The organism is Streptomyces sp. NRRL F-5122, assembly GCF_001507435.1.
In the GTDB taxonomy this organism is placed as follows: domain Bacteria; phylum Actinomycetota; class Actinomycetes; order Streptomycetales; family Streptomycetaceae; genus Streptomyces; species Streptomyces lannensis.
In genome coordinates, this window is record NZ_LMWH01000217.1 from 47,135 (window position 1) to 74,096 (window position 26,962).

26 protein-coding genes and 2 pseudogenes are annotated in these 26,962 nt (G+C 70.0%); 16 read left to right on the forward strand and 12 right to left on the reverse strand.

Features of this window, described 5'->3' with window-relative positions:
• Positions 1-27 precede the first annotated feature (27 nt).
• Positions 28-927 carry a LysR family transcriptional regulator gene (locus ADL25_RS20610; protein WP_059129284.1) on the reverse strand — a complete coding sequence of 300 codons (900 nt, stop codon included), beginning with the start codon at positions 925-927 and terminating at the stop codon, positions 28-30.
• A gap of 78 nt (positions 928-1,005) precedes the next feature.
• Here ADL25_RS20610 and ADL25_RS20615 point away from each other — a divergent pair, with 78 nt between their 5' ends.
• Together ADL25_RS20615 and ADL25_RS20620 are read left to right on the forward strand one after the other, a co-directional pair.
• The gene (locus ADL25_RS20615) at positions 1,006-2,019 is read left to right on the forward strand and encodes an EamA family transporter (RefSeq protein WP_079050492.1); all 1,014 of its coding nucleotides are present in this window, start codon (positions 1,006-1,008) and stop codon (positions 2,017-2,019) included.
• Positions 1,910-2,551: an NAD(P)-dependent oxidoreductase gene (locus tag ADL25_RS20620; RefSeq protein WP_059129230.1), complete on the forward strand. Its 642-nt coding sequence runs from the start codon at positions 1,910-1,912 to the stop codon at positions 2,549-2,551. The genes ADL25_RS20615 and ADL25_RS20620 overlap by 110 nt, the downstream gene beginning before the upstream one ends.
• Before the next feature lie 357 nt (positions 2,552-2,908).
• On the opposite strand, the pseudogene ADL25_RS48205 reads toward ADL25_RS20620, so the two are convergent.
• Positions 2,909-3,128: pseudogene (locus ADL25_RS48205) on the reverse strand (transposase); the annotation flags it as partial.
• A gap of 465 nt (positions 3,129-3,593) precedes the next feature.
• On the opposite strand from ADL25_RS48205, the gene ADL25_RS20630 reads away from it, so the two are divergent.
• Positions 3,594-5,210, forward strand: a complete 1,617-nt coding sequence (locus ADL25_RS20630) for a purple acid phosphatase family protein (RefSeq protein WP_059129231.1) — start codon at positions 3,594-3,596, stop codon at positions 5,208-5,210.
• Positions 5,211-5,457: 247 nt separating this feature from the next.
• On the opposite strand, the pseudogene ADL25_RS46365 reads toward ADL25_RS20630, so the two are convergent.
• A pseudogene (locus ADL25_RS46365) lies at positions 5,458-5,769 on the reverse strand (transposase); the annotation flags it as partial.
• A gap of 118 nt (positions 5,770-5,887) precedes the next feature.
• Positions 5,888-6,274 carry an HGxxPAAW family protein gene (locus ADL25_RS20635; protein WP_059129232.1) on the reverse strand — a complete coding sequence of 129 codons (387 nt, stop codon included), beginning with the start codon at positions 6,272-6,274 and terminating at the stop codon, positions 5,888-5,890.
• Between the two features lie 161 nt (positions 6,275-6,435).
• Here ADL25_RS20635 and ADL25_RS20640 point away from each other — a divergent pair, with 161 nt between their 5' ends.
• From ADL25_RS20640 to ADL25_RS20660, 5 genes are all read left to right on the forward strand, one after another.
• Positions 6,436-6,879 carry a MarR family transcriptional regulator gene (locus ADL25_RS20640; protein ID WP_059129285.1) on the forward strand — a complete coding sequence of 148 codons (444 nt, stop codon included), beginning with the start codon at positions 6,436-6,438 and terminating at the stop codon, positions 6,877-6,879.
• Between the two features lie 224 nt (positions 6,880-7,103).
• A complete protein-coding gene (locus tag ADL25_RS20645; protein WP_059129286.1) occupies positions 7,104-8,126 on the forward strand; it encodes an LLM class flavin-dependent oxidoreductase in 1,023 nt (340 codons plus the stop codon).
• A 163-nt stretch (positions 8,127-8,289) separates the two neighbouring features.
• The gene (locus ADL25_RS20650; RefSeq protein WP_059129233.1) at positions 8,290-8,823 is read left to right on the forward strand and encodes a GNAT family N-acetyltransferase; all 534 of its coding nucleotides are present in this window, start codon (positions 8,290-8,292) and stop codon (positions 8,821-8,823) included.
• A 43-nt stretch (positions 8,824-8,866) separates the two neighbouring features.
• A complete protein-coding gene (locus tag ADL25_RS20655) occupies positions 8,867-9,616 on the forward strand; it encodes a hypothetical protein (RefSeq protein ID WP_159044966.1) in 750 nt (249 codons plus the stop codon).
• 54 nt (positions 9,617-9,670) lie between these two features.
• Positions 9,671-10,168 carry a nuclear transport factor 2 family protein gene (locus ADL25_RS20660; RefSeq protein ID WP_059129287.1) on the forward strand — a complete coding sequence of 166 codons (498 nt, stop codon included), beginning with the start codon at positions 9,671-9,673 and terminating at the stop codon, positions 10,166-10,168.
• Between the two features lie 353 nt (positions 10,169-10,521).
• Here ADL25_RS20660 and ADL25_RS20665 read toward each other — a convergent pair whose 3' ends face one another.
• The gene (locus ADL25_RS20665; protein ID WP_059129235.1) at positions 10,522-11,166 is read right to left on the reverse strand and encodes a TetR/AcrR family transcriptional regulator; all 645 of its coding nucleotides are present in this window, start codon (positions 11,164-11,166) and stop codon (positions 10,522-10,524) included.
• Positions 11,167-11,330: 164 nt separating this feature from the next.
• Here ADL25_RS20665 and ADL25_RS20670 point away from each other — a divergent pair, with 164 nt between their 5' ends.
• A complete protein-coding gene (locus ADL25_RS20670) occupies positions 11,331-12,296 on the forward strand; it encodes a zinc-dependent alcohol dehydrogenase family protein (protein ID WP_059129236.1) in 966 nt (321 codons plus the stop codon).
• A gap of 133 nt (positions 12,297-12,429) precedes the next feature.
• Here ADL25_RS20670 and ADL25_RS20675 read toward each other — a convergent pair whose 3' ends face one another.
• The 3 genes from ADL25_RS20675 to ADL25_RS20685 all read right to left on the reverse strand — a co-directional run bounded on the left by ADL25_RS20675 (position 12,430) and on the right by ADL25_RS20685 (position 14,798).
• The gene (locus tag ADL25_RS20675) at positions 12,430-13,179 is read right to left on the reverse strand and encodes a DUF5677 domain-containing protein (protein WP_234380983.1); all 750 of its coding nucleotides are present in this window, start codon (positions 13,177-13,179) and stop codon (positions 12,430-12,432) included.
• Between the two features lie 219 nt (positions 13,180-13,398).
• Positions 13,399-13,953, reverse strand: a complete 555-nt coding sequence (locus ADL25_RS20680) for a DinB family protein (RefSeq protein ID WP_059129237.1) — start codon at positions 13,951-13,953, stop codon at positions 13,399-13,401.
• 236 nt (positions 13,954-14,189) lie between these two features.
• Complete coding sequence (locus ADL25_RS20685; RefSeq protein WP_059129289.1) at positions 14,190-14,798, reverse strand: TetR/AcrR family transcriptional regulator; 609 nt, start codon at positions 14,796-14,798, stop codon at positions 14,190-14,192.
• A 249-nt stretch (positions 14,799-15,047) separates the two neighbouring features.
• Here ADL25_RS20685 and ADL25_RS20690 point away from each other — a divergent pair, with 249 nt between their 5' ends.
• The gene (locus ADL25_RS20690; RefSeq protein ID WP_234380984.1) at positions 15,048-16,655 is read left to right on the forward strand and encodes an MDR family MFS transporter; all 1,608 of its coding nucleotides are present in this window, start codon (positions 15,048-15,050) and stop codon (positions 16,653-16,655) included.
• A gap of 189 nt (positions 16,656-16,844) precedes the next feature.
• Here ADL25_RS20690 and ADL25_RS20695 read toward each other — a convergent pair whose 3' ends face one another.
• Positions 16,845-17,675: a TIGR02452 family protein gene (locus tag ADL25_RS20695; protein WP_059129238.1), complete on the reverse strand. Its 831-nt coding sequence runs from the start codon at positions 17,673-17,675 to the stop codon at positions 16,845-16,847.
• 301 nt (positions 17,676-17,976) lie between these two features.
• On the opposite strand from ADL25_RS20695, the gene egtA reads away from it, so the two are divergent.
• The 4 genes from egtA to egtD are packed head-to-tail and all read left to right on the forward strand — an operon-like array spanning position 17,977 to position 22,395.
• Positions 17,977-19,293, forward strand: coding sequence for an ergothioneine biosynthesis glutamate--cysteine ligase EgtA (gene egtA, locus ADL25_RS20700; protein WP_059129239.1), 1,317 nt, complete (start codon positions 17,977-17,979; stop codon positions 19,291-19,293).
• Positions 19,290-20,606: an ergothioneine biosynthesis protein EgtB gene (gene egtB, locus ADL25_RS20705; RefSeq protein ID WP_059129240.1), complete on the forward strand. Its 1,317-nt coding sequence runs from the start codon at positions 19,290-19,292 to the stop codon at positions 20,604-20,606. Before egtA ends, egtB begins: the two co-directional genes overlap by 4 nt.
• Positions 20,606-21,397, forward strand: a complete 792-nt coding sequence (egtC, locus tag ADL25_RS20710; RefSeq protein WP_059129241.1) for an ergothioneine biosynthesis protein EgtC — start codon at positions 20,606-20,608, stop codon at positions 21,395-21,397. The genes egtB and egtC overlap by 1 nt, the downstream gene beginning before the upstream one ends.
• Positions 21,394-22,395: an L-histidine N(alpha)-methyltransferase gene (gene egtD, locus ADL25_RS20715; protein ID WP_059129242.1), complete on the forward strand. Its 1,002-nt coding sequence runs from the start codon at positions 21,394-21,396 to the stop codon at positions 22,393-22,395. The genes egtC and egtD overlap by 4 nt, the downstream gene beginning before the upstream one ends.
• A 52-nt stretch (positions 22,396-22,447) precedes the next feature.
• Here egtD and ADL25_RS20720 read toward each other — a convergent pair whose 3' ends face one another.
• Positions 22,448-23,707, reverse strand: coding sequence for an extracellular solute-binding protein (locus ADL25_RS20720; RefSeq protein ID WP_059129243.1), 1,260 nt, complete (start codon positions 23,705-23,707; stop codon positions 22,448-22,450).
• Between the two features lie 199 nt (positions 23,708-23,906).
• On the opposite strand from ADL25_RS20720, the gene ADL25_RS20725 reads away from it, so the two are divergent.
• The gene (locus ADL25_RS20725) at positions 23,907-24,113 is read left to right on the forward strand and encodes a dodecin (protein ID WP_059129244.1); all 207 of its coding nucleotides are present in this window, start codon (positions 23,907-23,909) and stop codon (positions 24,111-24,113) included.
• 18 nt (positions 24,114-24,131) lie between these two features.
• Here ADL25_RS20725 and ADL25_RS20730 read toward each other — a convergent pair whose 3' ends face one another.
• Complete coding sequence (locus tag ADL25_RS20730; RefSeq protein WP_059129245.1) at positions 24,132-24,620, reverse strand: hypothetical protein; 489 nt, start codon at positions 24,618-24,620, stop codon at positions 24,132-24,134.
• Positions 24,621-24,839: 219 nt separating this feature from the next.
• On the opposite strand from ADL25_RS20730, the gene ADL25_RS20735 reads away from it, so the two are divergent.
• The gene (locus ADL25_RS20735) at positions 24,840-26,093 is read left to right on the forward strand and encodes a hypothetical protein (RefSeq protein ID WP_234380985.1); all 1,254 of its coding nucleotides are present in this window, start codon (positions 24,840-24,842) and stop codon (positions 26,091-26,093) included.
• 25 nt (positions 26,094-26,118) lie between these two features.
• Here ADL25_RS20735 and ADL25_RS20740 read toward each other — a convergent pair whose 3' ends face one another.
• Entirely contained in the window at positions 26,119-26,931 is an 813-nt protein-coding gene (locus ADL25_RS20740) for an SAM-dependent methyltransferase (protein ID WP_059129247.1), read from the reverse strand.
• Between the last annotated feature and the right edge of the window lie 31 nt (positions 26,932-26,962).

A 26,962-nucleotide genomic window follows, 5' to 3' on the forward strand; every position in this document is an offset into this window, starting at 1 on the left:
AGGACGAACAGTGTGTGCAGCGGCCGACTAGGACCTTGGCGACGAGGGCCTGACGCCGAGGACGTCGAGCATCGCACGGGTCGCCGGGCTGGGGTTGAAGCGGCTCCAGGCCAGGTACTCCAGGCGGCGCGGCCCATCGGCCACCGGGATCGGGGCCAGTCGGGGATCGTCCTCGGCGAGCGGTCGGATGAACGCCTGCGGCAGCAACGCGACGCCGAGTCCGCGCGCGACCAGCCGGATGATCAGCTCGACCATGCCCGCCTCGTACGCCACGTCGCGGACCAGACCGGCGGTCGCGAAGGCCCGGTCGGACTGGGCGCGGGCGGGCGTCCCGGCCACGAAGTCCACGAACGTCTCGTCGGTGATCTCCGCCAGCGCGACTCCGGAGGCACCCGCCAGCCGGTGCCCCGCCGACACCACCAGCACATGCCGGTCGTGATCGAGGACGACGGTCTCCAGACCGGCCGGCCGTTCACCTTCCGGCAGGCCGAGAAAAGCGATGTCCAGCTCCCCGGCCCGGATCGCCGCCGCCAACTCGTCGCTGCGCCCGGAGCGGAGGACGACACGGACGTCCGGATGCCGGGCGCGGTACCGCTGCAGCACCTCCGGCACGTCGACTGCGGCCGTGGTCACGATCACGCCGACGGCGAGCCGCCCACGCACCACACCGGCCGCGGCCGCGGCGTCGGCCACCGCACGGTCGGCGGCGGCCAGGCACTCGCGCGCGCCCACGAGAAACGCGGCGCCCGCGCCGGTCAGTTCGACCCGGCGGCTCGAGCGTGCGAACAGCCGGACCCCCACCTCCCGCTCCAGCGCGGCGATCCGGTGGCTCAGCGCCGACTGCACCACCTGACAGCGCTCCGCGGCACGGGTGAAGTTGAGGGTGTCGGCGACGGCGACGACGTAGCGCAGTTGCTGAAGGTCCACGCACTCATCGTGCTCATTCATGACTGTGATGACAACCATGCTTTGGAATCATCGGTATGCCCGGCCGAGACTCCCCTCATGCATCGGAACAAGACGCAGGCGACGACCGTCCTGCTGACCGCCCTCGCCCCCGCGTCCTGGGGCACCACCTATGTGGTGACCACACGGCTGCTCCCGCCCGGGCATCCGCTGTTCGCGGGCCTGATGCGGGCCCTGCCCGCCGGGCTGCTCGCGCTGGTCATCACCCGAGTGCTGCCGCGTGGTGAGTGGTGGTGGAAGACCGCGGTTCTCGGCGTCCTCAACATCGGCGCCATGCCCCTGCTGTTCGTGGCCGCAGAACGGCTCCCCGGGGGTGTCGCCGCCACCCTGGGCGCTGCCCAGCCGCTGCTGGTCGCCGCTCTCGGCCTCGCGGTGCTCCACGACCGGCCCACACTGTGGCGGCTGGCCTGGAGCGTGCTGGGTGTGCTCGGAGTGGGCCTGGTCGTCCTGGGACCGCAGGCGCAACTGGACGCGGTCGGTGTGCTCGCCGGCCTGGGCCATACGACCACCATGGCCGGCGGGGTCGTCCTCACCAAACGCTGGGGCCGGCCCGCAGGTGTCGGACCGCTGACCCTGGCAGGCTGGCAACTGACCGTCGGCGGCCTGCTGTTGCTGCCCCTCACCCTGGCCGTCGAGGGGGTGCCGCAACGGATCGACGCGGGCGCCGCCGGAGGCTACCTGTGGCTCGGGAGCATGGGCGGACTGATCGCGTACGCGCTGTGGTTCCGCGGGATCGGCAGGCTGACGGTCGCCGCGTCCGCACCCCTGGTACTGCTGTCTCCGCTGGTCGCGACGGTCATCGGGGTCGCGCAGGGCGAGTCGCTGAGCCCGCCGCAGGCCCTGGGCTTCGCTCTGGCGCTGACCGCGTTGGTGGCCGCGCAACTCGGCCCGGCCACACGGAAGAACACCGCGACGAAGGAAGAGACGTTCGATGACGCAGCGCATGACGGTCGCCGTGCTCGGGGCCACCGGGATGGTGGGTTGCAGGGTGGTCACCGAGGCGAGCCGGCGCGGGCACCGGGTGCTGGCGTTGTCCCGGAAGCCGGCGAGTGAGGATCCGGGCGTGACGCCGGTCGCGGTGGACGTGAATGACGTGGCCGCGGTGGGCGAGTCACTGGCCGGTGCAGCAGCGGACGCCGTGGTCCTGACCGTGCGGACCTTCCCGGCCGACGAGGAGTTCCTGGTCACCGCCACCCGTACGGTGCTGGACGCCGCGGCCCGGCTCGGGATCCGCGTCCTCGTGGTCGGCGGCGCCGGCGCCCTGCGCAGCCCCGGCACCCCGGATCTGCCGGTCGCCGACAACCCCGTGTACGTGCCCGCCGAGTACCGCGACGTGGCCGCCGTCGGAATCGCCCAGCTGCGGACCTGCGGGGCCCACTCAGGTGCCGACTGGGTCTACCTGAGCCCGCCGGCCCTGCTGGAACCCGGCGCCCGCACCGGCCGGTACCGGCGCGGCACGGACACCTTGCTGCTCGGCCCGGACGGGGAATCCCGCATCAGTGCCGAGGACTTGGCAGTTGCCGTACTGGACGAACTCGAAAGCCCGGGTGTCGAGCGGCACTTCACGGTGGTGCAGCTGCACTAGGAAGGGGCGTGCCATGGTCGTGGTGCAGGGACACGAAGTTGTGCCGTAGCTCCCACCAGGACGCGGTGGTCGATCTGTCCTTCGGCCGCTCACGAGGCGGACGGTGCCGGGGTATCACAGAACGGAGAGCGGGGACCCGAGGGCCTCTATTGATCAGCCGTCGGGGTTCGTTCGGTCCCTCGCAGCGGAACGATTGATCGCGGAGTCCAAGTTGACTGGTATCAGCTGCGGGAGGCTGTAGCGACGTTGGGTAAATAACCGGCGTCGGTCCTGCGTGGCCTACGGCGCGCCAGAGGACGCAGATCAGCAGAAGCTCGAGTAGCCACACACGCCTGATCGATCGCTCTAGACGCCGTCTCATTGGGTGAGTCTGCGGTAGCAGATGAGGCTGCAGGCGATAGCGGCGAAGGCCAGGAAGTGCTCGGCCTTGCGTTCGTAGCGGCGGTGCAGACGGCGGCAGCCGCCCAGCGGGGACATCGTGCGCTCGATCGTCCAGCGGTGCCGGCCGAGCCGGGTGTAGGACTCGAGCCTTGCGGGCGATGCGGTGCGGGATGCCTCGCTTGCGCGGCCAGCTGCGCCTGGAGAGGGACTGCAGGTCGTGGTTGCGCAACAGTTGCTGGCACTCGCGCCCGGCCTCGCATGATCTTTCGTACCGATGCCGCCGCAGCGATCGCGGGTTGAGCTTTACGCGCCATCCGACGTGACGTCCCGCACCGGGACATCGAACCGTCGCGGAGACCCTGTGCCGACGAGATGGCGCGCGGGCCTCGGGGCGTCGACTTCATCACGATTGACGGGAGCGCGCCCGAACACTCAAACCGCTCCAAGGCATTAGCCAAGACAGGGCCAGGCCGCCGGGAATTGCCGTCCGTTGCGGTGACCGACATCTGGCGTTCATACCTGTCTCACCGCTCCGGTCGACCGTGCTTCCTAGCGTCCGTGAGTGCGCGCACCGCTGACCTGCCGCAGCCCGCTGTCAGGTTCGGAGCGCTGCTGTCCGGTCGGTGTGCGACTGCACCCGACGACGCGAAAGGCCCCTGGAATGTCCGAAGAACCCAAGCAAACCAGAATCTCTCGTCGCAACGCGCTCGGCCTGTTCGGCGCGACAGTGTCCGGCGCCGCCGCCGGGCCACTGGTCCTCGGCGCCGGAACCGCCGAGGCGGTCCCGGCGAAGTCGGAGGTCACCGGTCTCACCACCGGCTCGGCCACCACCCCCGTCCAGGGCCTGCACCTGACCTTCGGCGCCGACCCACGCAGCCAGATGGTCGTCTCGTGGGTCACCGACGCTGCCGTCAAGAACCCCCGGGTCGTTTACGGCACGCTGAGTGGCGGCTTCGGCTCCACAGTGCACGCGACGACGAAGACCTATGTGGACGGCACCTCCGGGCGGACGGTCTGGGTCCATCACGCGCTGATCAGCAAGCTCAAGGCCGACACCGACTACCTGTACGCGGCCCAGCACGACGGCGCCACCCCCGACGCCGGCACCTTCCACACGGCGCCGTCCGGCAGAGCTCCGTTCACCTTCACCAGCTTCGGCGACCAGGGTGCGCCCAGCGTGACGTGGAAGACGGGAGCGAACCCGGCCGACGCCTCGGGCCGGGACTTCGAGCCCAACGCCACGCCCGCCGCTGCCGACATCGTCACCGGCATCGAGAAGGTCGGCCCGCTGTTCCACCTCCTCAACGGTGACCTCTGCTACGCCAACACCGGGCCCGACCGCATCCGCGTCTGGCACGACTTCCTCGCCAACAACAGCCGCTCGGCGCGATTCCGTCCGTGGATGCCGGCCGCGGGCAACCATGAGATCGAGCTGGGCAACGGCAAGCTCGGTCTCGACGCGTACCAGACCTACTTCGAGCTGCCCTCGACCGAGACCCAGCCCGAACTCGACAACCTCTGGTACTCCTTCACCGTCGGCTCGGTGAAGGTGATCACCCTGCAGAACGACGACATCGCCCTGCAGGAGGGCGGCGACGTCTACATCAACGGCTACTCCGGTGGTCGGCAGCTCGCCTGGCTGGAGAAGGAGCTCAAGTCGGCACGGGCTTCGAAGGACATCGACTGGATCGTCATCTGCATGCACCAGGTGATGATCAGCTCGGCGACCGCCGCGAACGGCGCCGATCTCGCGCTGCGCGCGGCGTACGGCCCGCTGTTCGACAAGTACGGCGTCGACCTGGTGGTCTGTGGCCACGAGCACGACTACGAGCGCTCGTTGGCGGTGCGTGGCGTCGTCTCCGGCAGCGTCACCCTCACGCCCAACCCGAGTCAGACCGCACTCGACGTGATCGAGAGCGAGCATGGCACCACGCACATGGTCCTCGGCGGTGGCGGCGTGTCCGGCATCACCAACAACAGCTTCACCACCGACGACGCCGACGGTCACGGGCATCACTCGGCATACGTCCAGACGGAGCACGTCGGCAAGTTCAACTCGGTCAAGGAGCAGGAGACGGCGGTCTGGATCGGCGTCCGCGACGCGGAGCATCCGTACGGCTTCGCCGAGTTCGCCGTCGACCCGGGCCGTCGCCCCGGTGACATGACCCGCATCCACGTCACCTACTACAACATCATCACGCCCACAGGTGAGCTGTCGGTCTTCGAGAAGTTCACGCTCCAACGCCGTCGTAGTGACGGCGGCCACGGCCATCACTGACCCACCGCGACCAGCAGCAGTAGTCGGCAACGCCTGGGGCCGGGACGTCGTCCCGGCCCCAGGCGTTGCCGACCAGGAGCCCTTGGCGTGTGGGTCTCGAACACCAAATCGAGACGCGACGTGCTCACCGCAGACCAACTCGCCGCACTCGGCATGAGATGGGCGTAACGGTGGATGTCGAGGCCGAGGATGGGTGTGTAGGTGGTTGATATTGGCGTATCGCGAGCTCAGGTCACCTGCGAGGGTATTCGCCTGATAGGCCGAGTACCGTCAGAGCTCTCCTCTGAGATGGAGGCAGGCGGTGGAGCCTCGCCCACACCCTGGCCTTCGACCATTCCGTGAAGCGTCGGTGAGCCGTCGCCCCCGATGGCCCGAACGAGGCAGAGGGCAGTTGCTGCCAGGTGCAGCCCGAGGTGGCCACGAACACGATCGCAGCCAGGACTTCCCGGTCTCCGCGCCGACGTCGACCTCCTCCTTGCGGACGGGTCGGCGCCTCCGGCGCCACCCGCTGGAACAACTCCCACAACTCGTCCGGCACCAGCCGCTCAACGACCTCCACGCCCGGCGGCTATCGAACGAGCCAAATGAGATGGCCTGTCAGGAGGAGGATCGCGGGCAACAAGGACGGATTCGGCTGTGGGCCGGTTCGAGCGGGCCGTGACCGGTGCAGTCGGCGGTCAGGCGAGGGTCGAGTCGGGGATCTGGAAGTCGGACTCGGCTGGTTCCACGGCAGCCGTGGAGTGTGTGCGCCGCGCGCCCTGCCGTCCCGCCAGGCGGCACCCCAGGCAGTCGGGGTGCCCCTCCCTCGCGCTCGTGTCCCGGGCACGCCGGTCCCACTGCTCGACCGGACGCGGCCCGCTCGGCTTGCCCCAGCCGGCCAGGTGGAGTGCCCAGGCGATCAGGAGCGCCAGGACGAGAACGCCGGAGCCGGCGAATACGAGCGCTTTCCATGTCGTGATCACGCCGAGAGCGCACAATCCGCAGCCCAGTGCCGCCACCGCCGCTCCGGTCCAGCCGGCGGCCGTGTGCCCCAGGTCGTATGCGTCGTCCCCGTGGATGGACATGATCGTGCTCCTTGAGAGCTGTGAGGATGAGGGAATGGTGGCCATGAGCCGCTCATCAGAGCTAGATTACCTCACGAGCTAAGCTACTTAGATGCTAAGGGGAATTTGTGGGGCACCGCAAGGCACGTCCGGCCGCGACGAGCGACCAGGCGCTCTACGCCATGGACCGGATGATCGCGACGGCGCAGTTCGGCCAGCAGGACATCGCGCGCCGACTCGGCCTCAACGTCACGGACCTCACCTGCCTGGGCTTTCTCATCGAGGCCTCCATGGCCGGCGAGTCCTTGGTCGCCGGTGACCTGGCGGAGCGGGCGCGGCTGACGACGGGGGCGGTGACGGGTGTACTGAACCGGCTGGAGAAGGCCGACTACATCCGCCGCGCCCCGGATCCGGGCGACCGCCGACGGGTGGTCGTGATCATGGAGGAAACAGCTCAGGAACGCATCCTGGCGGTGTACGGCCCCGTGTACCAACGTCTGACCGCCCTCTTCGCCGACTACGAGGCCGACGAGATCGCAGTGCTGACGGACTGGTTCACCCGGGCCCGAGGACTGTTCGAGGAGGCACTGCAGGAGATCCGGGAGGAGTCGCCCGGTCCACAGTGACGAGACGGCTCCACCGGAGCACGACGGGGGCTCCTCACCCCGGCCAGGACGCACACCCCGGCGAGCACCCCCGCCTGATGCCGCAGGAAAACGCGCTCGCCGGCACCGAGGTGCTGACCACGTCCGCGCCCGCGCTGCTCCCGACCTGGAGGAATGAGCGGCGCCGGCGCAAGGCCACGCGTGGCTGCGGGAATCAAATGCGGCCTTCGAACGCTGGGCACCAGGTGAAGAAAATCGGATTCCTCTCCTTCGGCCACTGGTCGCCCAGCCCGCATTCTCAGGCCCGGTCGGCTGCGGACGTCCTGCACCAGTCCATCGACCTTGCGGTCGCGGCCGAGGAGCTCGGCGTGGACGGCGCCTACTTCCGGGTGCACCACTTCGCCCGGCAGGCGGCCAGCCCGTTCCCGCTGCTGGCGGCGATCGGTGCGCGCACCTCGAAGATCGAGATCGGGACCGGCGTGATCGACATGCGCTACGAGAACCCGCTGTACATGGCCGAGGACGCCGGTGCCGCCGACCTCATCGCGGCCGGTCGACTGCAACTGGGCATCAGCCGCGGCTCACCGGAACAGGTGATCGACGGTTGGCGCCTGTTCGGCTACAACCCCGCACCGGGCGAGACGGCCGCCGACATGGCCCGCCGCCACACCGAGGAATTCCTCAAGGTCCTCGACGGCGAGGGATTCGCCCAGCCCAACCCGCGGCCCATGTTCCCCAACCTGCCCGGCCTACTACGGATCGAACCGCACTCCGAAGGCCTGCGCGACCGGATCTGGTGGGGCTCCGCGTCCAACGCGACCGCGGTCTGGGCCGCCGAGCTGGGGATGAACCTGCAGAGTTCGACGCTGAAGGACGACGAGACGGGCGAGCCGCTGCACATCCAGCAGCGCAAGCAGATCGAGGCGTACCGCGAGGCGTACAAGAAGGCGGGCCACACCCGGGAGCCCCGGGTTTCGGTCAGCCGCAGCATCTTCGCCCTGACCGACGACCTCGACCGTGCCTACTTCGGCCGCGACCGCAACTCCCGGGACCAGGTCGGCATGATCGACGACACGACCCGGGCCATCTTCGGACGCTCCTACGCCGCGGAGCCGGAGGAACTGGTGAAGCTGCTGCGGGACGACGAGGCGATCCAGGCCGCGGACACCCTGCTGCTGACCATCCCGAACCAGCTCGGGGTCGACTACAACGCCCACGTACTGGAGAGCATCCTCACCCACGTGGCACCCGAACTCGGCTGGCGCTGAGCGTCGGTCGTCGTACGAAGTGGCACGTCGTCCGTCCGGCCGTCCGCTGTTCCACCGGTCACGGTGTGTGGTGCGGGCGGCTTGACGCCCAGTGGTTCCGCGACGGCAGCGCCGACGAGTGCCGGATTACCGATGAGGCCCTTGCCTTCGGCAGGATGGGCGCATGATCGAGATCCGCACACCCCGCCTCCTCCTCCGCAGCTGGCACGACGACGACCTCGCGCCGATGGCGGACATCAACGCGGACCCACGGGTCATGCACTGGATCGACGACGGCTCGGTGCGCGACCTGGACCAAACGGCCGAGGACATCGAGCGGTGGGAGGAGGAGTGGGACGAGGAGGGCTTCGGGCTCTTCGCCATCGAGCTGCTGGCCTCGGGCGAACTGATCGGCTTCACGGGACTGTCCGTGCCCGAGTTCCTGCCGGAGGTGATGCCCGCCGTGGCGATCAGCTGGCGGATCGGCTCACAGTTCTGGGGCCAGGGATACGCGTCCGAGGCCGCCCACGCCACGCTGGAGTTCGCACTCCAGGACCGTGGCCTGGACCGGGTCATCAGTATCAACCGGGTGGGTGACAACGCCTCCGAGAACATCAGCCGCAAGCTCGGCATGGTGCCCGAACGGGAGGCGGCACACCCTGTGTACGGCTACCCGCTGCGCGTTCACGCCATCGATCTCACCGAGTACCAGGCATGATCTGCCGACGAGGGACCTTCGACAGTCTGCTTGGATGCCGCTGATGACGACGAGTTCCCCTGTTCCCCGTTCAGACGACGCCGATGCCGACCGTCTGAAGGCCCTGCTGGAACGCGCTGCCACGGGCCAGGACAGTCAGGCCTGGAGCGACCTTTGGACGGAGCTGTACCACAACGGCACTCTGGATGTCGCCCATCCACTTGTGCTGCCCACGCTGGCCGACATGGCGGAGTCCGGCAAAGCCGACGTGGCAGCTTCTGCGCTCCACCTGGCCGGCGCGCTCCTCATCCAAGCCGACCAGCGGTACGAGACCCGAAACCTGCGCCACCAGTACACGCCGGAAGTCACACGCCTACTGGACGCCGCAAACCAGTGGCGGCCGGTCACCGCCGATCGGAACGACTACTGCCATCTGGTCGAGGCGATCCTGAACCTCGAGGGCGACATCCACTGGGCGGAGGACCTGATCTGGGGCGTCGTCAGCGAGGAATACGAGCTCGAGTGCCCCGATCCCGACGGATGCACGTCGCTGTGGGTGATTCTCGGAGAGCGGGGCTTCTTCAGCACGGCGGAGGACTACGCCCTCTCCGACGACGACGTCGAGACCTTGCCTCTCCATCCGGCCGATCCCCGTGCCTTGGAAGGTCTCGGCCGACGCCTCTACGACCTTGCCCTGACCGACGGCCATGAGGACGTCGCGCACGCCCTGACTCATGCCTTCGGTGAGGCGACCTGCCCGGAGTGCGGGCAACGCTTGTCCGTCGTCGAGCAGATCGTCGCCCGTTCCAGCTGAGAACCGGCGTCGAGGTATCGGCCTTTCAAGAACGGGCCGAACTAAAGTGAGTTGGTGACCGACACTCCTCGCGAAGTCTTCCTCAAACTCGTGCACGGCGTCTGTGAAGAGCGATGGACGGACGTGGTGGACCTCTACGCCGAGCAGACCGACGTCTCGCACCCGTTCCATCCGCTGGGGGCAGCGCCGCTTCTCTCCCACGAGGCACTGCGAGCCCACTTCGGCGACGGACCGCAGTCGCACCAGGGTCCGACCCTGAGGCGCCGGCCGACCCGGATCAACGTTCACGAGACCGTCGACCCCGAGGTCATCGTGGCTGAATTCCAGTACGAAGGCATTGTGGTGGAGACAGGCGAACCCTTCACCATCCCAGGCGTCTTCATCATGCGTGTCAGAGACGGAAAGATCGTCGAATCCCGCGACTACCTGGACCACCTGCGCTCGGCTGCGGCCCGCGGCCGGCTCCCCGAGGTCTTGGACACCATCCGCGATCACCACGCCAAAGGCCCTGTCACTGACCCGCCAGGTCATAACGGCGCCGAGTCACGTTGACCCGGCAGGGCCATAATCTCAGGCAGCCCCGCAGCGTTCGGGCAGGCCGCGCACACTCGTGGTCCACGACGCCTGGCCCCTGCCCCGATGAGCGTCATCCGCGTAGTCAGAGATCGGTCCAGACATCCCCTTCCGAGTAGTCGTGCCAGCCCCGGAAGAACCTGCCGAGGGGGGAGACATCCGCTCGGTGCAACGGGCTGTGCTGTCCAAGCGTCTCGTGGCGGTTGTGCGCGTCCGCTCTGAAGGCTGCAAGGACGTAGAGGTTGGCTCCGTTGCGCGAGTCCAGAGGCCTCGTGCCGCCCCCTCGGCCGACGCGTCTGACTGCCGGCGTGACCGGCCTCCTGCTGACGCGTTCAGGGCGTGACGGGCGAAAACGTGAGCCGCAGGTGTGGAGCCTGAGGCAGTGGCGGGGACGGCGCCGTCCCCGGGACGGCTCGGAACGCCTCGATCACATAGGCGGCGAAGCGGCGGGAGGCGACCAGGCGGGCGTCACGTGGCGCGTCCTGGACGCCTCGGTGTGCCATGAGCATCAGGATCAGGTCGTCGACGACGAAGCCGGAGCGCAGTCGGCCGGTCTCCTGGGCCCGGCGGGCCAGCTCGGCGACCGCGCGCAGAACCGGCTCACGGTCGGCGGCGAAGTCCATGGCCTCGGGGTAGGCCGTCATGAAGGCGTCGGCGAATCCCCGGCTGTGAGCGTGGAGTTCGCAGATCTGCTCGACGAGGCTCCGGAACCCGTGCCACGGGTCCGAGTCGGCGAGGGCGTCGCGGACGATGCCGTGACAGGCTCGCCGCTGCTCGGCGAAGGTCTCCCCGATCAGGTCCCGCTTGGTCGGGAAGTGCCGGTACAGCGTGGCGGGGCCGACCCCCGCGTGCCGGGCGATCTCTCGCATGGGCACACTCAGACCTTCCTCGCCGAACACCGCGCGGGCAGCTTCCAGGATGCGGGCCCGGTTGTCGCGGGCGTCGGAGCGAGCCACGTGAGGCAAATGGTCGGTCATCGTTTCTCACTTCAGCCAATCGGACGGGTGCGTCCGTTACGTTCCGATGGCGGTGGCGCCGCCCCGCACCGGCACTCTGCCGGTGACGCCTCGGCTCAGGGGCCGGCTCGCCGCCCGCGGCCCCGCCGCTGTGTCCCATCCTTCCATTGACTCGAGGAACCGAGATGAAAGCCGTAGTGATCAGGACGTTCGGAGACCCCGACGGCCTGGAGGTTGTCGACTTGCCCGTTCCCGCCCCTGCACCGGGACAGGTGCTGATCGCCCCGGAAGCGATCGGCGTAGGAGGCGTGGACGCCGTGATCCGCCGGGGAACGCTCGCCACCTACGGTTTCAAGGAAGGCCATCTCCTCGGCAGCGAGGTCGCGGGAAACGTCACCGCGGTGGGAGAAGGTGTCGACCAGACATGGATCGGCAGGCGGGTATGGGCGTTCACCGGCCTGTCCGGTGGTTACGCCGAGCAGGCCGTCGCGGCGGTCGAGGATGTCATTGCGCTGCCCGATGGCCTGACCGGAGCCGAAGCGGTGACGCTCGGCAGCTCCGGCGTGGTCGCACACTTCGCCCTGGAGCGCGCCCGTTTCACGCCCGGCGAGACGGTGCTCGTTCGCGGTGCGGCGGGCAGCATCGGGATCACGGCGGTCCAGCTCGCCGCCAGGGGCGGCGCGGGCGCCGTGGTGGTCACCACCTCATCGGAGGAGCGCGGAGCCCGCCTGAAGGACCTGGGAGCGACCCATGTCCTCGACCGCTCCGGCGATGGCGGCCGCCCGGACGCGCCTGCCGGCTTCGACGTGGTCATCGACGTGGTGGGCGGTCCCCAGCTTCCCCTTGTGCTGGACAGATTGAACTCCAACGGCCGGTTCGTGGCCGTCGGCGTGGTCGGCGGGCACCCGCCGGCGGACTTCGGGATGCGGCTCATGGAGGCCTTCCGCAAGTCGCTGTCGTTCGCCACGTTCAGCTTGGACACCGTGCCCGTCCCGGACCGGCAGGCCGTACGGTCGGCCCAGTTCGCGCAGGCAGCGCATGGGGACTTGCGCACGGTCGTGCACCAGGTGTTGCCACTGGACCAGGCCGTGACGGCCCACCGAGAGATGGACGCGGGCAGGGTGTTCGGCAGGATCGTGCTGGTCCCCTGAGCCAGTCGGGGGCGGCGTTCGCGTGCTCGGCAACGGCATGGGACTCGCTACGGACGTGGGCCCCGCGGCTATCACAGTCCGCCGAGCATCCCGTCGTCACGCCCGGCACGGTCACGGTCGCCGTTGTACCCGGTCAGTGGGCACCGTTCGTGTGCGCTGCGATGTCCTCGATGCCGGTCTCCCGTGCGACGAGTTGCAGCTCGGCGCTCCACGGCTGGCCGGCCAGCAGCTGGTTGAAGCAGGACATCGCAAACCATGTGAGCACGAGCGCGATGTACGGCGCCCGGCCGTCCGGGCTCGGGGCGTGCTGTGGGTACTGAGGTTCGCTCAACAGGTGTACGGTCTCGGCGTCGATGCCCGCGTAGAAGCGCTCCGCGGACGTGAGCGTGGCGTGGGAGAGCAGGCTCTCCCCGGCGTAGATGGCGTGAAGGGGCGCTCCGATGCGCTGCAGCAGGTGCCCGATGTTGTTGTACGTCTGCGCCCGGCTCCGAGGCAGGACCACGGCCGCGTCGGCGATGGTCGTGTCGTAGGTGATGCCTGCGCTGTCGGTCGCCTCCCGCAGCTTCCGCTGCTTGTACTGGAGCGCGTGGTTCATGCTGTCCACCGCGTCCGGCCCGTCCTCGGCCAGCCACCAGACCTGAGCCGCGTGTTCGAGCATGCTGCGCCGGTTGGGGGCGGTCTCATGGCCTAGGCCCTGGCGATGGAGGAGGACAACAGCCGCGGCCTGACGGTGGACGTTGGCCAGCATGCCCCATGCCACAAAGAACGGGCGGACGTCCTCACCTGCGGGCTGCAGTGCTCCGCTGGAGTCCTCGACCAGGCGTGCGAGGGCCTCGAGCCCCTTGTAGGCGCGTTCGTGTTCGGCGGTCAGGTCTTCAGGCATGCGCGGTTCCTACCCAGCGGGCCGACGTGGCGGCCAGTGTGCAGCAGAGGCAGGCCTTCCGGCCAACATTTTGCCCCGTCCGAGTGGACGGTCACCGCCGCCGCGTCGGCCCTATGGAGCAAGCGGACCGCGTACGCCGTCGCGGGCCCAGTGAGGAGTTGCGAACATCCGTCAGCGGGCGGAAGCAGCGTGATCCGGCTCCTTCCACATGACGCTTTGTCACTGTTTGCGGCTCCGGTAGAGGTCGCGGAGCAGAGCCACCTCGGCCCCGTGATGGATGACCTCACGGTTGATGTGCAGGATCACGTCGGCGAATGGGTAGCTGCCGTCGAGCGTGCCCGGCGGGCCCTGGCTGCGTCTGCTCAGCAGGGTGTCGTCGGCGGAGTCCAGACCGGCGCACCAGTCCGCATATCCCCTGTCGATCCAGGCCAGGCCCTCGGCCGCGGTCAACCCGGGCCATGGGACTCGGTCGAGGGTCAACGTCCGGTCGCCGAAGTGGAAGTCGGCGCGCTGGGCGAGCGTCTGGCCGATGTGTGCCATTCGCCAGGCGATGGTGGTGAAAGGCGGCGGTTCCGGCGCCGGAAACGCCCAGTCCGGCGCGATCGTGCCGTCACGCCCGGCGCGGAGGGACCAGCAGTTGTCGGTCGGCTCCCAGAGATACTCGGCGTCCTCGAGCCCGGACAGCCGGGGGCGCAGTTGGTACTCCCAGTGCCAGGTGAGCTGGCCCGAAAGCCGGCGGAGCCGGCGGGCCGACGTGCGGTCCCGCTGGATCATCGTCCCTTCTCCGTCCTCTCGTCGCGTCTGTCGCTCATCGCCTCCGCCACCGACGACGCCCCCAGCGGGTCGGACCGGAGACGACGCCCGGCGGATCAGTCCCGGACACGTCATCGGCCCCCGGACCCGACCGAACACGGCCGCCCGACCCATCACACCCGCCCGACCGGCGTCCCGGCGGCCCATTCCCGCATCCCGGAAGCCGCACCTGTGCACGAGACCGCGAACAAGAGGTCCTACGTCAGCCAGGGCCCTGATTCGGCCGAAGCGTCCTCGGTGACCGGCGGGACGAGTTGGTGTGCGATGTCGCGGGCCACCGCGGCGACACGCTCGTCGGACATCTTCAGTCCCTGTGCGGCCAGCAGCACGGTGTTGACGCTGAGCAGTGCGGCCCGCAGCCGCAGTTGCTCCTCCAGCGAGGCGTCGGGTCCGGCGACGATCTCGAAGAGTTCGGTGAGTCGCTCGAAGGCGTTCTCCCGGCCGGGGTGGAGGTCGCGCACGACACGCTGGTTGGCCAGGGCGAACCGCATGACCGACATACCGCTGCCGGTGACCATGTCGACCATGCGGTCCACGGCGCGGGTGCGCAGGTCAGGGCCGGGAGGCTGCTCCCGGGCCCAGGCGACCAGGGAGTCCAGGGCGTCCAGATGCTCGGTGAAGAGGGAGCGGACGATGTCCTCCTTGCTGCTGAAGTGGTAGTAGAGGGCGGCCTTGGTGATGCCGAGGCGCTCGGCGATCTCCCGTAGCGAGGTCGCCTCGTAGCCCTGCTCGGTGAACAGCTCGATGGCCACCTTGCGGATCTGCGCCTTCGTGTCGCTGCCCCGCCGGTGCCCTGCCCCTGCCATCGCCATGTTTTCCCTTCGCATGCGGCACTACCGCACTCGAGTGCCTGGCTCGATCGTGGCCATGGTGGCCCTCCCTTGCCAACTTACCGGTCGGCAAGTAATCTACTAACCGGCCGGTAAGTGATCCGCCTCTCTCTTGGATGAGGCATCGCGCGGACGCGGCTCTCACCGCAACCGTCCCGCCTCCTTCACTCCTCGGTCTTTCGCGCATCCGAACGTTCCGCCTACTCCGCTGAAAGGCATCCGCCCGTGACGCAGACAGCACCGGCCTCGGCCGGCGCCGAGACGGCCCCGCCGGCTCGCTTCACCCACCGCGAGATCATGGTGACGATGAGCGGCCTGGTCATCGCCATGCTGCTCGCCATGCTGGACAACATGATCGTGGCGCCCGCGCTGCCCACGATCGTGGGCGATCTCGGCGGCCTGAACCACCTGGCGTGGGTCACCACCGGTTACATCCTGGCCTCGACCGCCGCCACTCCGATCTGGGGCAAGCTCGGCGACCTCATCGGCCGCCGGATCACCTTCCTCTCCTCCATCGCGATCTTCCTGATCGGCTCCGCGCTGTGCGGTATGTCGCAGAACATGGGTGAGCTGATCGGGTTCCGCGCGATGCAGGGCCTGGGCGCGGGCGGCCTGATGGTCGGCGTCATGTCGGTGCTGGCCGAGATCGTCCCGCCCCGCGACCGCGGCAAGTACCAGGGCGTGATGATGGCGGTCATGCCCGTCGCCATGATCGGCGGCCCGCTGGCCGGCGGCTTCATCACCGACCACCTCTCCTGGCGCTGGGCCTTCTACGTCAACCTCCCGCTGGGCGTCGTCGCCCTGACGGTCTGCTGGTTCGTCCTCGCGAAGCTGCCGCGCAGCTCCGGTCAGGTGCGCATCGACTGGTCCGGTGCCGCGCTGCTGACCGTCTGGATCACCACGCTGGTCCTGATCACCAGCTGGGGCGGCACCGAGTACGACTGGGGGTCGGCCATGATCATCGGTCTGGCCGTGATCACCGTCGCCGCCTTCGCCGCCTTCGTCGTGGTGGAGCGCCGCGCCGCGGAACCGATCATGCCGCTGTCGGTCTTCGCCAACCGCAACTTCACCCTCGCAGGCGCCCTCAGCCTCGTCGTCGGCTTCGCCATGTTCGGCGGCGTGACCCTGCTCCCCCAGTTCCAGCAGTACGTCCAGGGCTCCTCGGCCACCAACAGCGGACTGCTGCTCATGCCCATGATGATCGCCGCGATGGCGCTCTCCCTTGCGGGCGGTGCCGTGATCAGCCGGACGGGCCGTTACCGTGCGCTGCCGATCGCGGGCAGCCTCCTGATGGCGGTCGGGCTCGCCCTCTTCGCCACCATGGGCCCGGACACCTCCCGCACCATCACCGCGCTCTACATGGTCGTACTCGGCGCGGGGATGGGCTGCCTGATGCAGACCACCATGCTCATCGCCCAGAACAGCGCGCCGCTGCGGGACATGGGCGCCGCCACCGGTGCGGCCACCTTCCTGCGGAACATGGGCGGTTCCCTCGGTGTCTCGGTGCTGGGCGCCCTCTACACCCACACCCTCGCCGACTCCTTCGCCTCGGCGGCCGGCCCCGCCGCCGACGCCGGGAAGACCGGTGGCACGGTGGCGCAGATGACGCCCGAGGCCCTGCGCGCCCTGCCCGAGACCGTCCGGCACGCCTTCGCGAAGGCCGTCAGCGACGGCATCGACACCGCCTTCACCTGGGGCGCCTCCGCGGCCGTCCTCGGCATCGTGATCGCCCTGTTCATCCGCCACGTGCCGCTGCGCGGCTTCACCGGCGGCTCGGGCACGGACACGGACAAGGCGCCCGTTGCCACGGCCGCCGACCCGGTGACCGGCTGACCGGACCGACCGCCGCCCCGGCCCGTACGGCCTCGCCGCACGGGCCGGGGCGTACGTGTGCCCACACCTACCGAGGGCGCGCACCCGCCGAACAGAGGGGCAGCGCGCCCGGGTCCGCAGCCATCCCGACATGATCAGGCAAGCGCAGACCCGACCGCCCCCGGCACTCCGCCAAAACCCGGCAGGAACTCACGCAGAGCACACGTCCGCAAAAGCCTCGGTGAACGCCGCCCGCGTCGTTGCCCCCGCAGTGCGGTCCAGCACGGCGAACACGATGTCGCCGAAGTGCCCCTCGAAGCGCCCCCCGACCAGCAATGTGCGGAAGGCGGCGGCCACCTGCGCCGGGTCGTTGCGGAACACCCCGCAGCCCCAGGCGCCCAGGACCAGGCGCCGGTAGCCACTGGCGGCCGCCGTCTCGAGGACCCGTTCGGCCCGGGCCGCCAAGGCGCCCGACAGCTCGCCGGCGCGCTCCGGTGTCCTGCGCAGCACGACGCCGGCGTTCGGTGCCGGGGAGGTCAGGAAGCCGACCGTGTACGGCTCGTCGAGCAGGCTGCCGCGGTCGTCGCGGAACACGGGCACGCCGGGTGAGTGGATCACACGGTCCGAGTAGAAGGGATCGCGGTGCGCCCGGTGGTGATCGTAGAACTCCTTCACCTCACGGAGGCAGGCGTACAGCGCCGAGGACCGGCACAGGGCCTCCTCCTGGGCCTGGGCGCCGTTCAGGAAACCGCCACCCGGGTTGCGCGCGGAGGCGAAGTTCAGCACGGCCACCGGATCACCCGATCGGCCCACCAGTCGCCGGGCTGCCTCCAGGCTGCTCTCCCCGGTGACCTCGAACCGCGTGCTGACCGCGGCGACCTGCGGCGTCCGCACCGGGTCCGGTCCGAACATCCGGGTGCCGGTGCGCGCGGCGTCGACGGCCGCGGCGATGGTCACCGTACGCCCGCTGGAAGTGCCGTAGCCCCCCGCGGCGACGATCGACTCCGTCCGCTGCGCGATCCGGCGCAGACGCGCGCTCACGGCGCCACCCCCGTGGGCGCCGTGAGCGCGCGGCGCACGGCCTCCCCCGGCGTGGCGCCGGATTCCCCCGTCGTGCTCATGAACGCATCCTGAGCGATGCTGGTCGTGAGCCGCAACAGAGTTTCCCGGCCCCGAGAACAACTGATTTCCCACCGAGGAACGGCGAGCAAGAAGCCGTAAAAGCACCACTGCGTACTCTTGTGCGAATCGGCGCGAGGGTCTTGGGTGGGACGAGTGTGTGCCGACTTGACCCAACCGGGGCCCGGTCGGCGGCATGGTGGAATCTCAGGAGGATCCCTACATGTCAGATTCGGTGAGTGACTGTCCGGAGCAGCGCTCCGCCGTCACCGACGCCGAGGTGGAGGCACTGGTCCGCGGCATCTGCTTCAAGACCGGACCGCCCCGCACGCTCGGTGTCGAGGTGGAATGGCTCGTCCACGAGCTGCGCGAACCGTGGCTCCTGGTACCACCCGAACGTCTCCGAAAGGCCTACGCCGCACTGCGGTCCCTGCCCCTGCGATCGGCCCTCACGGTCGAACCCGGTGGCCAGCTGGAGCTCAGCTCCGCTCCGGCCGCCTCCCTGATGGAGTGCATAGGGGCCGTCTCGGCCGACCTCGACGCGGTCCGCGCAGTTCTGCGCGAGATGGACATCGGCATCAGCGGCATCGGCCACGATCCCTGGAACCCTCCGCGTCGTTACCTCCATGAACCGCGTTACGACGCGATGGAGAGCTATCTCGACCGCACCGGCCCCGAGGGCCGTTCCATGATGTGCTCGTCCGCGTCGGTCCAGGTGTGCCTGGACGCCGGATACGAGGAGCCGGGCCCGCTGGGGCACGGCCGGCGCTGGTGGCTGGCGCATCACCTCGGCGCGGTGCTGCTGGCCGCGTTCGCCAACTCGCCCTTGTCCCGGGGCCGGCCCACGGGCTGGCGCTCCACGCGGCAGTCCCTCTGGGCCGCCATGGAGCCGGGTCGCAGCAGCGCTCCGCCGCTCGACGGCAACCCGCGCGTCGCATGGGCCCGGCATGTGATGGACGCGCCCGTGATGTGCATCCGGGCCGAGAAGGGTCCCTGGCGCGTGCCGACCGGTATGACGTTCCGGGACTGGGCCCGGTCCGCCGATCCGCCGGACCGCGGTGATCTCGACTACCACCTCACCACCCTGTTCCCGCCGATACGGCCACGCGGCCATCTCGAACTCCGCATGATCGACGCCCAGCCGGGCGATGACGGGTGGATCGTGCCGCTCGCCGTGACGACCGCGCTCTTCGACGACCCCCAGGCCGCCGAGACCGCCTACCGGACGGTGAAACCCCTCGCCGAGCGCGCGGGTTCGCAGCCGGCTCCGTGCAATGAGCTGTGGATCGCCGCCACTCGCGACGGTCTCACCGATCCAGAACTTCGCGAGGCCGCCACCGCCTGTTTCGCGGCCGTGGCCGAGGCACTGCCCCGGCTCGGCGCCACGGACGAAGTCCGAAGTGCCGTCGCCCGGTTCACCGAACACTACGTGGCCCGGGGCCGCTGCCCCGCCGACGATCTGCTGCTCCAGTTCCACGGGAAGGACGCCCGTTCCGGCGGGCAGGACACCCGGTTCCACGGGAAGGACATGCACACATGACCGACGAGCGGTCACCGATTGACCCCGACCGGCTCAAGGAGCGCGCGCTGGACGCTCTGACCACGGCCCGCGACCGCACCGCGCTGCTGACCACGTGTGTCGAGGAGCCCGACCTCATGGCGCAGCACTCCCCGCTGATGTCGCCGCTGGTGTGGGACCTCGCGCACATCGGCAATCAGGAAGAACTGTGGCTGCTGCGCACGGTCGCGGGCCGCGACGCGATACGGCCCGAGATCGACGGCATCTACGACGCCTTCGAGCACCCCCGCTCCGAGCGGCCCACACTGCCGCTGCTGGCACCTGACGAGGCGCGCCGCTACGCCGCCGAGGTGCGCGGCCGAGCCCTGGACGTGCTGGAGAACACGCGGTTCGAGGGCCGGCGGCTGACGCAGGCGGGCTTCGCCTTCGGCATGATCGCCCAGCACGAACAGCAGCACGACGAGACGATGCTGATCACGCACCAGCTCCGCAGGGGGCCGCAGGCGCTCACCGCCCCCGATCCCGAGCCCGTGCCGCCGTACGCGGGGCCGTCCGAGATCCTGGTCCCCGGCGGTCCGTTCACCATGGGCACCTCGACCGAGCCGTGGGCGCTGGACAACGAACGGCCCGCGCACGAGCGGCTGGTGCCCGCCTTCCGCATCGACGCCGTTCCGGTGACGAACGCCGCCTATCAGGCCTTCATCGAGGACGGCGGCTACGGCGACGAGCGCTGGTGGACCCCCGAGGGCTGGGAGCACATCCGCACCCACGGTCTCGAGGCCCCGCTGTACTGGCACCGGGACGGCGGGCAGTGGCTGCGGCGGCGCTTCGGTGTCACCGAGGTCGTACCGCCCGACGAGCCCGTCCTGCACGTGTGCTGGTACGAGGCGGACGCGTACGCCCGCTGGGCGGGGCGCCGGCTGCCCACCGAGACCGAGTGGGAGAAGGCGGCGCGCCACGACCCGGAGACCGGCCGCTCCCGGCGCTACCCCTGGGGTGACGCCGACCCGGGGCCCGAGCACGCCAACCTGGGCCAGCGGCATCTGCGGCCCGCACCGGCCGGTAGCTACCCGGCGGGCGCCTCGCCGCTCGGGGTACGGCAGCTGATCGGTGACGTGTGGGAGTGGACGGCGAGCGACTTCCTGCCGTACCCGGGTTTCACGGCCTTCCCGTACAAGGAGTACTCGGAGGTGTTCTTCGGGTCGGAGCACAAGGTCCTGCGCGGCGGTTCGTTCGCCGTGGACCCGGTGGCCTGCCGGGGGTCGTTCCGCAACTGGGACTATCCGATCCGGCGCCAGATCTTCTCCGGCTTCCGCACTGCGAGGGACGCCTGATGTGCCGCCACCTGGCCTATCTGGGCCCCGAGGAGCCGCTCGGCCGGCTCCTCGTGGAGCCCGGCCACAGTCTGTACCGGCAGTCGTGGGCACCCCGCAGACAGCGGTACGGCACGGTCAACGCCGACGGCTTCGGGGTCGGTTGGTACGCGGAGGCGGATCCGGTGCCGGCGCGGTACCGCCGGATGGGCCCCATCTGGGCCGACCCGTCCTTCGCCGATCTGGCACGGGTCGTGCGCTCGGGCGCGCTTTTGGCTGCCGTGCGCGACGCGACCGAGGGATGTGCCGCCGGGGAGGCCTCCGCGGCGCCGTTCGCGGCGGGCCGATGGCTGTTCAGCCACAACGGCGCCGTGGCGGGGTGGCCCCGCTCGGTCGCCGAGCTCGCCCGTACCCTGCCGCCCGCCGAACTGCTGTCGCTGGAGGCGCGCACCGACTCGGCGATCGTCTGGGCACTGGTCCTCAACCGGCTGCGGGCCGGTGACGAAGGGGCCCAGGCACTGGCCGACACCGTGCTGGAGGTCGCCGCGTCGGCCCCCGACTCGCGGCTCAACCTGCTGCTCACCGACGGCAGGACGATCACCGCGACGGCGTGGGGCGACACGCTCTGGTATCTCTCCCAGCCCGGCCGGTACACCGTCGTGGCCTCCGAGCCGTACGACGACGACCCGCAGTGGCAGGAGGTACCGGACCGCACGCTGCTCGCGGCCACGCCCACCGACGTCCTGCTGACCCCGCTCAAGGACCTTCACGACGACCTGGCATCCGCACCCCACGAGGAGCCCAGCACGTGAGCCCGTTCCATCTGACCCGCACCCTTGCCGAGGACGCCGCGGACGCGGCGCTGCGTGCCGATGTGCTGCGCGGCCTCGGCCCGTCCCAAGGTCCCGACGCCTCCCGGGCGGAGGGCACCCCGGCACTCAAGACGCTGCCGCCCAAGTGGTTCTACGACGCCCACGGCAGCGACCTGTTCGAGAAGATCACCGAGCTGCCCGAGTACTACCCGACGCGCGCCGAGCGGGAGATCCTGATCGCGCGCTCCGGGGAGATCGCGGCGGCGACCGGCGCCCGCACCCTGATCGAGCTGGGCTCCGGATCGTCCGAGAAGACCCGGTACCTGCTGGACGCGCTGACCGGCCTGCGCACCTATGTGCCGGTCGACGTGAGCGAGAGCGCGCTCACCCAGGCGGGACAGGCGCTGATCGCCGAGCGGCCGGGGCTCGACGTCCACGCGCTCGTCGCGGACTTCACCGCCGGTCTCACCCTGCCGGACACGCCGGGGCCGCGGCTCGTGGCGTTCCTCGGCGGCACGATCGGCAATCTGCTGCCCGCCGAGCGTGCGGCGTTCCTCGCGTCCGTGCGTTCCCTGCTGGCACCGGGCGACGCGCTGCTGCTCGGCACCGACCTGGTGAAGGACGAGTCGGTGCTCGTGGCGGCGTACGACGACAAGGCCGGTGTGACGGCCGAGTTCGACAAGAACGTGCTCGCCGTCGTCAATCGCGAACTGGGCGCCGACTTCGACCCGGACGCGTTCACTCACGTGGCCCTGTGGGACGCCGGGAACGAGTGGATCGAGATGCGGCTGCGGGCGCGCAGGGAGCAGACCGTGAAGATTCCCGCGCTCGATCTGGCGGTCCACTTCGCGGAGGGCGAGGAACTGCGCACGGAGGTGTCGGCGAAGTTCCGCGAGGACGGTGTGCGGCGCGAACTGGCCGCGGCCGGTATGGCCTTGGCGCACTGGTGGACGGACGAGGAGGCGAGGTTCGCGCTGTCCCTGAGCATGGCGCAGTGACGGCACCCCGGTGAGGCCTGGCCGGCAGCGGGCACCCTGGTGGGGCCCGCTGTCAGCCGTCGGCCAGTGCCCGGGTGATGCTGCGTGAGGCACGGGCCGCCTCGGTGGCCGGGTCCGCGCCCTCCAGCACCTTGGTCATATAGGTCTTGATGGGGTTGTCCGCCTCGACGGCCGCCCAGGCCGGAGCGGCGGGCGTCGCCCGGCCCCGTGCGGCGCCCGCCGCCATCGCCGCGGCACCCTCCTCGTCGGCCACCGCCCGGGCGAGGGTGGTCTTGTTGGGCACGTAGTTCATGGTGCGGGCCAGATCGGTCTGCCAGGTGGTGCCCGCGAGTGCGGCAACGACCGCGGTCGCGCCGGGGCGGTCGTCGGTGTTCTTGGGGACGACCAGGTCGGAGCCGCCGGTGAAGACCGCCCCGGGGTGGCCCGCCGTCCTGCCCGGTACGGGGAAGTACCCCAACTTCCCCTCCAGCTCGGGGTTCTTCTCCGTGATGGCCTGCGCGAGCCCCGGTACGGCCACGATCTGTGCGACCTGTCCCTCGGCGAAGACCCCGGCCTGCGGGGGGTGTTCCTCGTCGGCGTCGACGGGCCCGGAACCGAGGGCCTGGAGCCGCTGGTAGAACGCCATGCCGCGCAGCGCCGCGGGCGTCTGCAGTGTGCCCTCCCACCTGCCCGCCGAGGTCTGTTCGGCGAGGTCGCCGCCCTCGTCCCAGATGAATCCGGAGAGCGTGTACCAGTCCTGGCCGGGCAGGTAGATGCCCTGGGTGCCTCGGGAGTCGAGTTTGGCGGTGTCGGCGAGCCACTGTTCACGGGTCTTCGGCGGCTCGGTGATGCCGGCCCTGGCGAAGAGGTCCTTGCGGTAGATCACCACGCGGTTGGCCGCGTACCAGGGGATGCCGTACTGGTGTCCGCCGAACCTGCCCGGCTGGGCGAGGCCGGGCAGCCAGTGGTCCATGCCCCAGTCGCGCATCGACTCCAGCGTCAGATCGAGCAGCCCACCGCCGTCGACGTACTGGGCGACCTGGGTGTTGCCCACCTCGATGACGTCGGGGCCGGCGCCGTCGGTCCGCCCGAGCGCCGACTGCACCTTCGTGCCGATCCCGGTCCACTGCTGGATGCGGATGTCGAGCCGCAGGTCGTCGTGGGTCCGTTCGAACGCCCGGGTGAAGCGCTCGAGGAACGCGGGCGAGGCGCTGTCCTTCATCAGCCACACGGTCACGGTGCGCCGCTCGGTTCCGCCTCCACCGGGCAGCACTCCGCACGCGGTCAGAAGGCAGGCGCATACACAGCCGAGGGCGAGCAGACGGCGTCTCACGGTGGCTCCTGTTCTGTCTTGCGGACAGGGGACGGGGCCCGACGTGGGGGGCGAGCGTGAGGCTCGTACGGGTGTTCCGGGATTTTGGTATGGACCAATGCTGGGGTCAAGGGGTGATGCCACGTCTCGCGGTCCGGCGCACCGTACGGCACCGTGGAATGACGTGCGACACCGCCGTCGCGCGGAGAGGAGCACCCGCATGACCGACCACACCTACCGGGTCACCGAGATCGTCGGCAGCTCGACCGAGGGCATCGACCAGGCGATCCGCAACGGCATCGACCGCGCCTCGCAGACCCTGCACAATCTGGACTGGTTCGAGGTCACACAGGTCAGGGGTCACATCGAGAACGGGCAGATCGAGCACTACCAGGTCGGCCTGAAGGTGGGCTTCCGACTGGACTAGTTTGGTGGCCGGACCCTCTCAGGTCCGCCCCTCCCGCTCCTGCGCGTCCTTCAGTGCGGCTGAGGCCGTCGCCCAATCGGCGTGCACGACCTGGAACCCCGCCCGTCGGGCGTCCTGGCAGACCAGTTCGTCGTCGTCGACGAGCATGCGGATCTCCCTGCCGCGGGCCAGCTCGCGCAGAATCTCCAGTTTGGTGGAACGGGCCGGCCTGTAGTCGCCGCTCGCCCGCATGTACACACGCCCCTGGGGCAGCCCAGGGGCGGCGAGCCAGTCGACGGTGTCCCTGCGGCAGCGTGTGGGCCGCCCGGTGAGATAGACGACCTCGCACTCCTCGGCGCTCTTCAGTGCGAGCGCGACCCCCTCCGCCAGCGGCGGATCCTGCGGCGCGGCGGCGAAGAAGGCGCCCCAGTCACGCGATCGGGCCTCCAGGAAGTGCTGCCGGTGCGCGGTGTCGGCAAGGGTGTTGTCCAGATCGAATACGGCGAGCGGCCGGCTGCTGTTCGTCACCCGCCCACTCTAGGGACGGCGCCGCGGACGGCGGTCCCATCGATGCCCCGGCGAAGTGTCAACCTGTTCCGCCTCCTGAGCGAGCCCCTTGGAGTGGCGGTGTTCTACGCGCTGTTCACCCACCCCGCGCCCGTTCTCGCCCGTGCGGCGGGCGCGATTCACCGAGTTCGGCACCGACTCACGGAAGATTCTCGTACAGCGGTGGTATATGACCCAATCATGGCCAAACTTCACGTTGCGGATCGTGCTTCGGTGCCGCAGGGGCACGGTGTGGGCACGTCCACGCCCACAGTCGTCCCCGAACGCGCCGGGGGCGTCGCCCGTCGCGTCCGCCTCCCCTTCGGCAGACGGCTTCTGCCCGGCGCCGCGCCCGCGCTCGCCCTGTTCCTGTCCATCCGCCTCGCCGGCATCGGCGCGATCGCCCTGGCGAACCACCTCGACCGCCACGCGCTGCTCAAGGGCCTGGCAACCTCGTGGGACTCCCGCTGGTATCTGCACATCGCCGAGCACGGCTACGGCACCCGCGTCCATGTGCTGGCCACCACCGGTGCCGTCCAACGGGACTGGGCCTTCTTCCCGCTCTACCCGGGGCTGATCCGCGCCGTCCACACCCTGCTGCCCGTCTCCTGGAACGTCGTCGCCCTGCTGGTCGCCTGGAGCGCCGCCGTCGTGGCCGCATACGGCATCTACGCCATCGGCCACCATGTGTACGGACGGGCCGTCGCGACCGCGCTCGTAGGTGTGTGGGCCGCCCTGCCGCACGCCGTGGTCCTCGACATCGCCTACACGGAGTCGCTGCTCACCGCGCTCGCCGCCTGGTCCCTGTACGCCGTGATGACCGGCCGGTGGATGTGGGCGGGGGTGCTGGCGGCCCTCGCGGGTCTGGCCAGGCCCACCGGGTTCGCCGTGGCCGCGGCGGTGGCCGCCGTGGCGGTGCGGGAGATCGTCGTCCGGCGCGGGCGCGTTCCACCGGCGCTGTGGATCGGCACCGCGATCGCCCCGCTGGGCTGGGCGGGCTTCGTGCTGTGGGTCGGCCACCGCACGGGCGATCTACTGGACGGCTACTTCAAGGTGCAGCACGCCTGGGACTCCCGCTTCGACTTCGGTGCCGGCTCGGTGCGCTTCCTCAAGGCACTGCTGCTGTACGGGGGCCGTGTCGTCTATCCGCTGGCACTGGTGCTCGTCGTGGCGGCCGTCGTGCTGTTCTGCCTGCTGTGCTTCGACCGCGCCCCACTGGCGCTCATCGTCTACGCCGGGATGCTCGTACTGATCACGGTCGGCGGCTCGGGACCGTACGCGTCGAAACCGCGCTTCCTGGTGCCCGCGTTTCCCCTGCTGTTCCCGATCGCGCTCGCCTTCGCGCGCAGCTGGCGGGTGCGCCCGAAACACGTACTGCTGATCGGTACCGTCCTTGCCGTGCTATCGCTGGCCTACGGGTCCTATCTGCTGACGGCCAGCCGCACGCCGTTGTGAGCGCGCGGCCGGCCGGGGGCGTCGCTCAGGGCTTCACGGCGACCACGCCGAACTGCGGAACCGTGACCGCGGAGTCGGAGTCGGGCCGCCACTGCGCACATGAGACAAGGCCGGGGGGCAGGATCTCCAGGCCGTCGAGGAAGGTCGAGATCTCCTCGCGGGTGCGGGCCGTGATCGGCGGCGTCGCGTTGTCGTTCCAGAACCGCATGGCCTCGACGTTGCCCTGGCCGCCGAGGTCGGCATCGGTGGTGGGGTGGGTGAGCACGAGGTAACTGCCGGAGGGCACCGCCGACATGAGGGTACGAGCGATCTCCTGGGCACGGTCCATGTCGAGGACGAAGTTGAGGATGCCGAGCATCATCACCGCGACCGGCTGCTTCAGGTCCAGGGTGTCCGCCGCGCCGCGCACGACGGTCTCCGGGTCGTGGACATCGGCGTCGATGTAGTCGGTCGCCCCCTCGGGCGCGCTGGTCAGCAGCGAGCGGGCGTGGGCGAGCACGACGGGGTCGTTGTCGACGTACACGATCCGGGAGTCGGGCGCGATGCGTTGCGCTATCTCATGGGTGTTGTCGAACGTCGGCAGCCCGGTGCCCACGTCCAGGAACTGCCGTACGCCGCACTCGCCGACGAGGAACCGCACCGCGCGCCCGAGGAACTCACGGTCGGCGCGGGCCACGTCCCGGATCACCGGGAACATCCCCGCGACCTGATCGCCGACCTGCTGGTCGACCTCGTAGTTGTCCCGCCCGCCGATCCAGTAGTTCCACACCCGCGCATTGTGTGCCACCCCGGTGTTCAGCCGGGGCGCCGCCCCCGACGGACGCTGGTGCTCGCTCACGTCGCTCTCCCCTTCTTCGGGCGCCGGGGCA

Coding starts and splice junctions, on each gene's coding strand:
- ADL25_RS20675 (WP_234380983.1), bottom strand. CDS start 13,179: ATGCCTGAAGACCTGACCGCCGAACACGAACGCGCCTACAAGGGGCTC.
- ADL25_RS20680 (WP_059129237.1), bottom strand. CDS start 13,953: ATGATCCAGCGGGACCGCACGTCGGCCCGCCGGCTCCGCCGGCTTTCG.
- ADL25_RS20665 (WP_059129235.1), bottom strand. CDS start 11,166: ATGACCGACCATTTGCCTCACGTGGCTCGCTCCGACGCCCGCGACAAC.
- ADL25_RS20670 (WP_059129236.1), top strand. CDS start 11,331: ATGAAAGCCGTAGTGATCAGGACGTTCGGAGACCCCGACGGCCTGGAG.
- egtC (WP_059129241.1), top strand. CDS start 20,606: ATGTGCCGCCACCTGGCCTATCTGGGCCCCGAGGAGCCGCTCGGCCGG.
- ADL25_RS20630 (WP_059129231.1), top strand. CDS start 3,594: ATGTCCGAAGAACCCAAGCAAACCAGAATCTCTCGTCGCAACGCGCTC.
- ADL25_RS20735 (WP_234380985.1), top strand. CDS start 24,840: ATGGCCAAACTTCACGTTGCGGATCGTGCTTCGGTGCCGCAGGGGCAC.
- ADL25_RS20655 (WP_159044966.1), top strand. CDS start 8,867: ATGACGACGAGTTCCCCTGTTCCCCGTTCAGACGACGCCGATGCCGAC.
- ADL25_RS20725 (WP_059129244.1), top strand. CDS start 23,907: ATGACCGACCACACCTACCGGGTCACCGAGATCGTCGGCAGCTCGACC.
- egtA (WP_059129239.1), top strand. CDS start 17,977: ATGTCAGATTCGGTGAGTGACTGTCCGGAGCAGCGCTCCGCCGTCACC.
- ADL25_RS20640 (WP_059129285.1), top strand. CDS start 6,436: ATGGACCGGATGATCGCGACGGCGCAGTTCGGCCAGCAGGACATCGCG.
- ADL25_RS20615 (WP_079050492.1), top strand. CDS start 1,006: ATGCATCGGAACAAGACGCAGGCGACGACCGTCCTGCTGACCGCCCTC.
- ADL25_RS20620 (WP_059129230.1), top strand. CDS start 1,910: ATGACGGTCGCCGTGCTCGGGGCCACCGGGATGGTGGGTTGCAGGGTG.
- ADL25_RS20650 (WP_059129233.1), top strand. CDS start 8,290: ATGATCGAGATCCGCACACCCCGCCTCCTCCTCCGCAGCTGGCACGAC.
- ADL25_RS20635 (WP_059129232.1), bottom strand. CDS start 6,274: ATGTCCATCCACGGGGACGACGCATACGACCTGGGGCACACGGCCGCC.
- egtB (WP_059129240.1), top strand. CDS start 19,290: ATGACCGACGAGCGGTCACCGATTGACCCCGACCGGCTCAAGGAGCGC.
- ADL25_RS20685 (WP_059129289.1), bottom strand. CDS start 14,798: ATGGCAGGGGCAGGGCACCGGCGGGGCAGCGACACGAAGGCGCAGATC.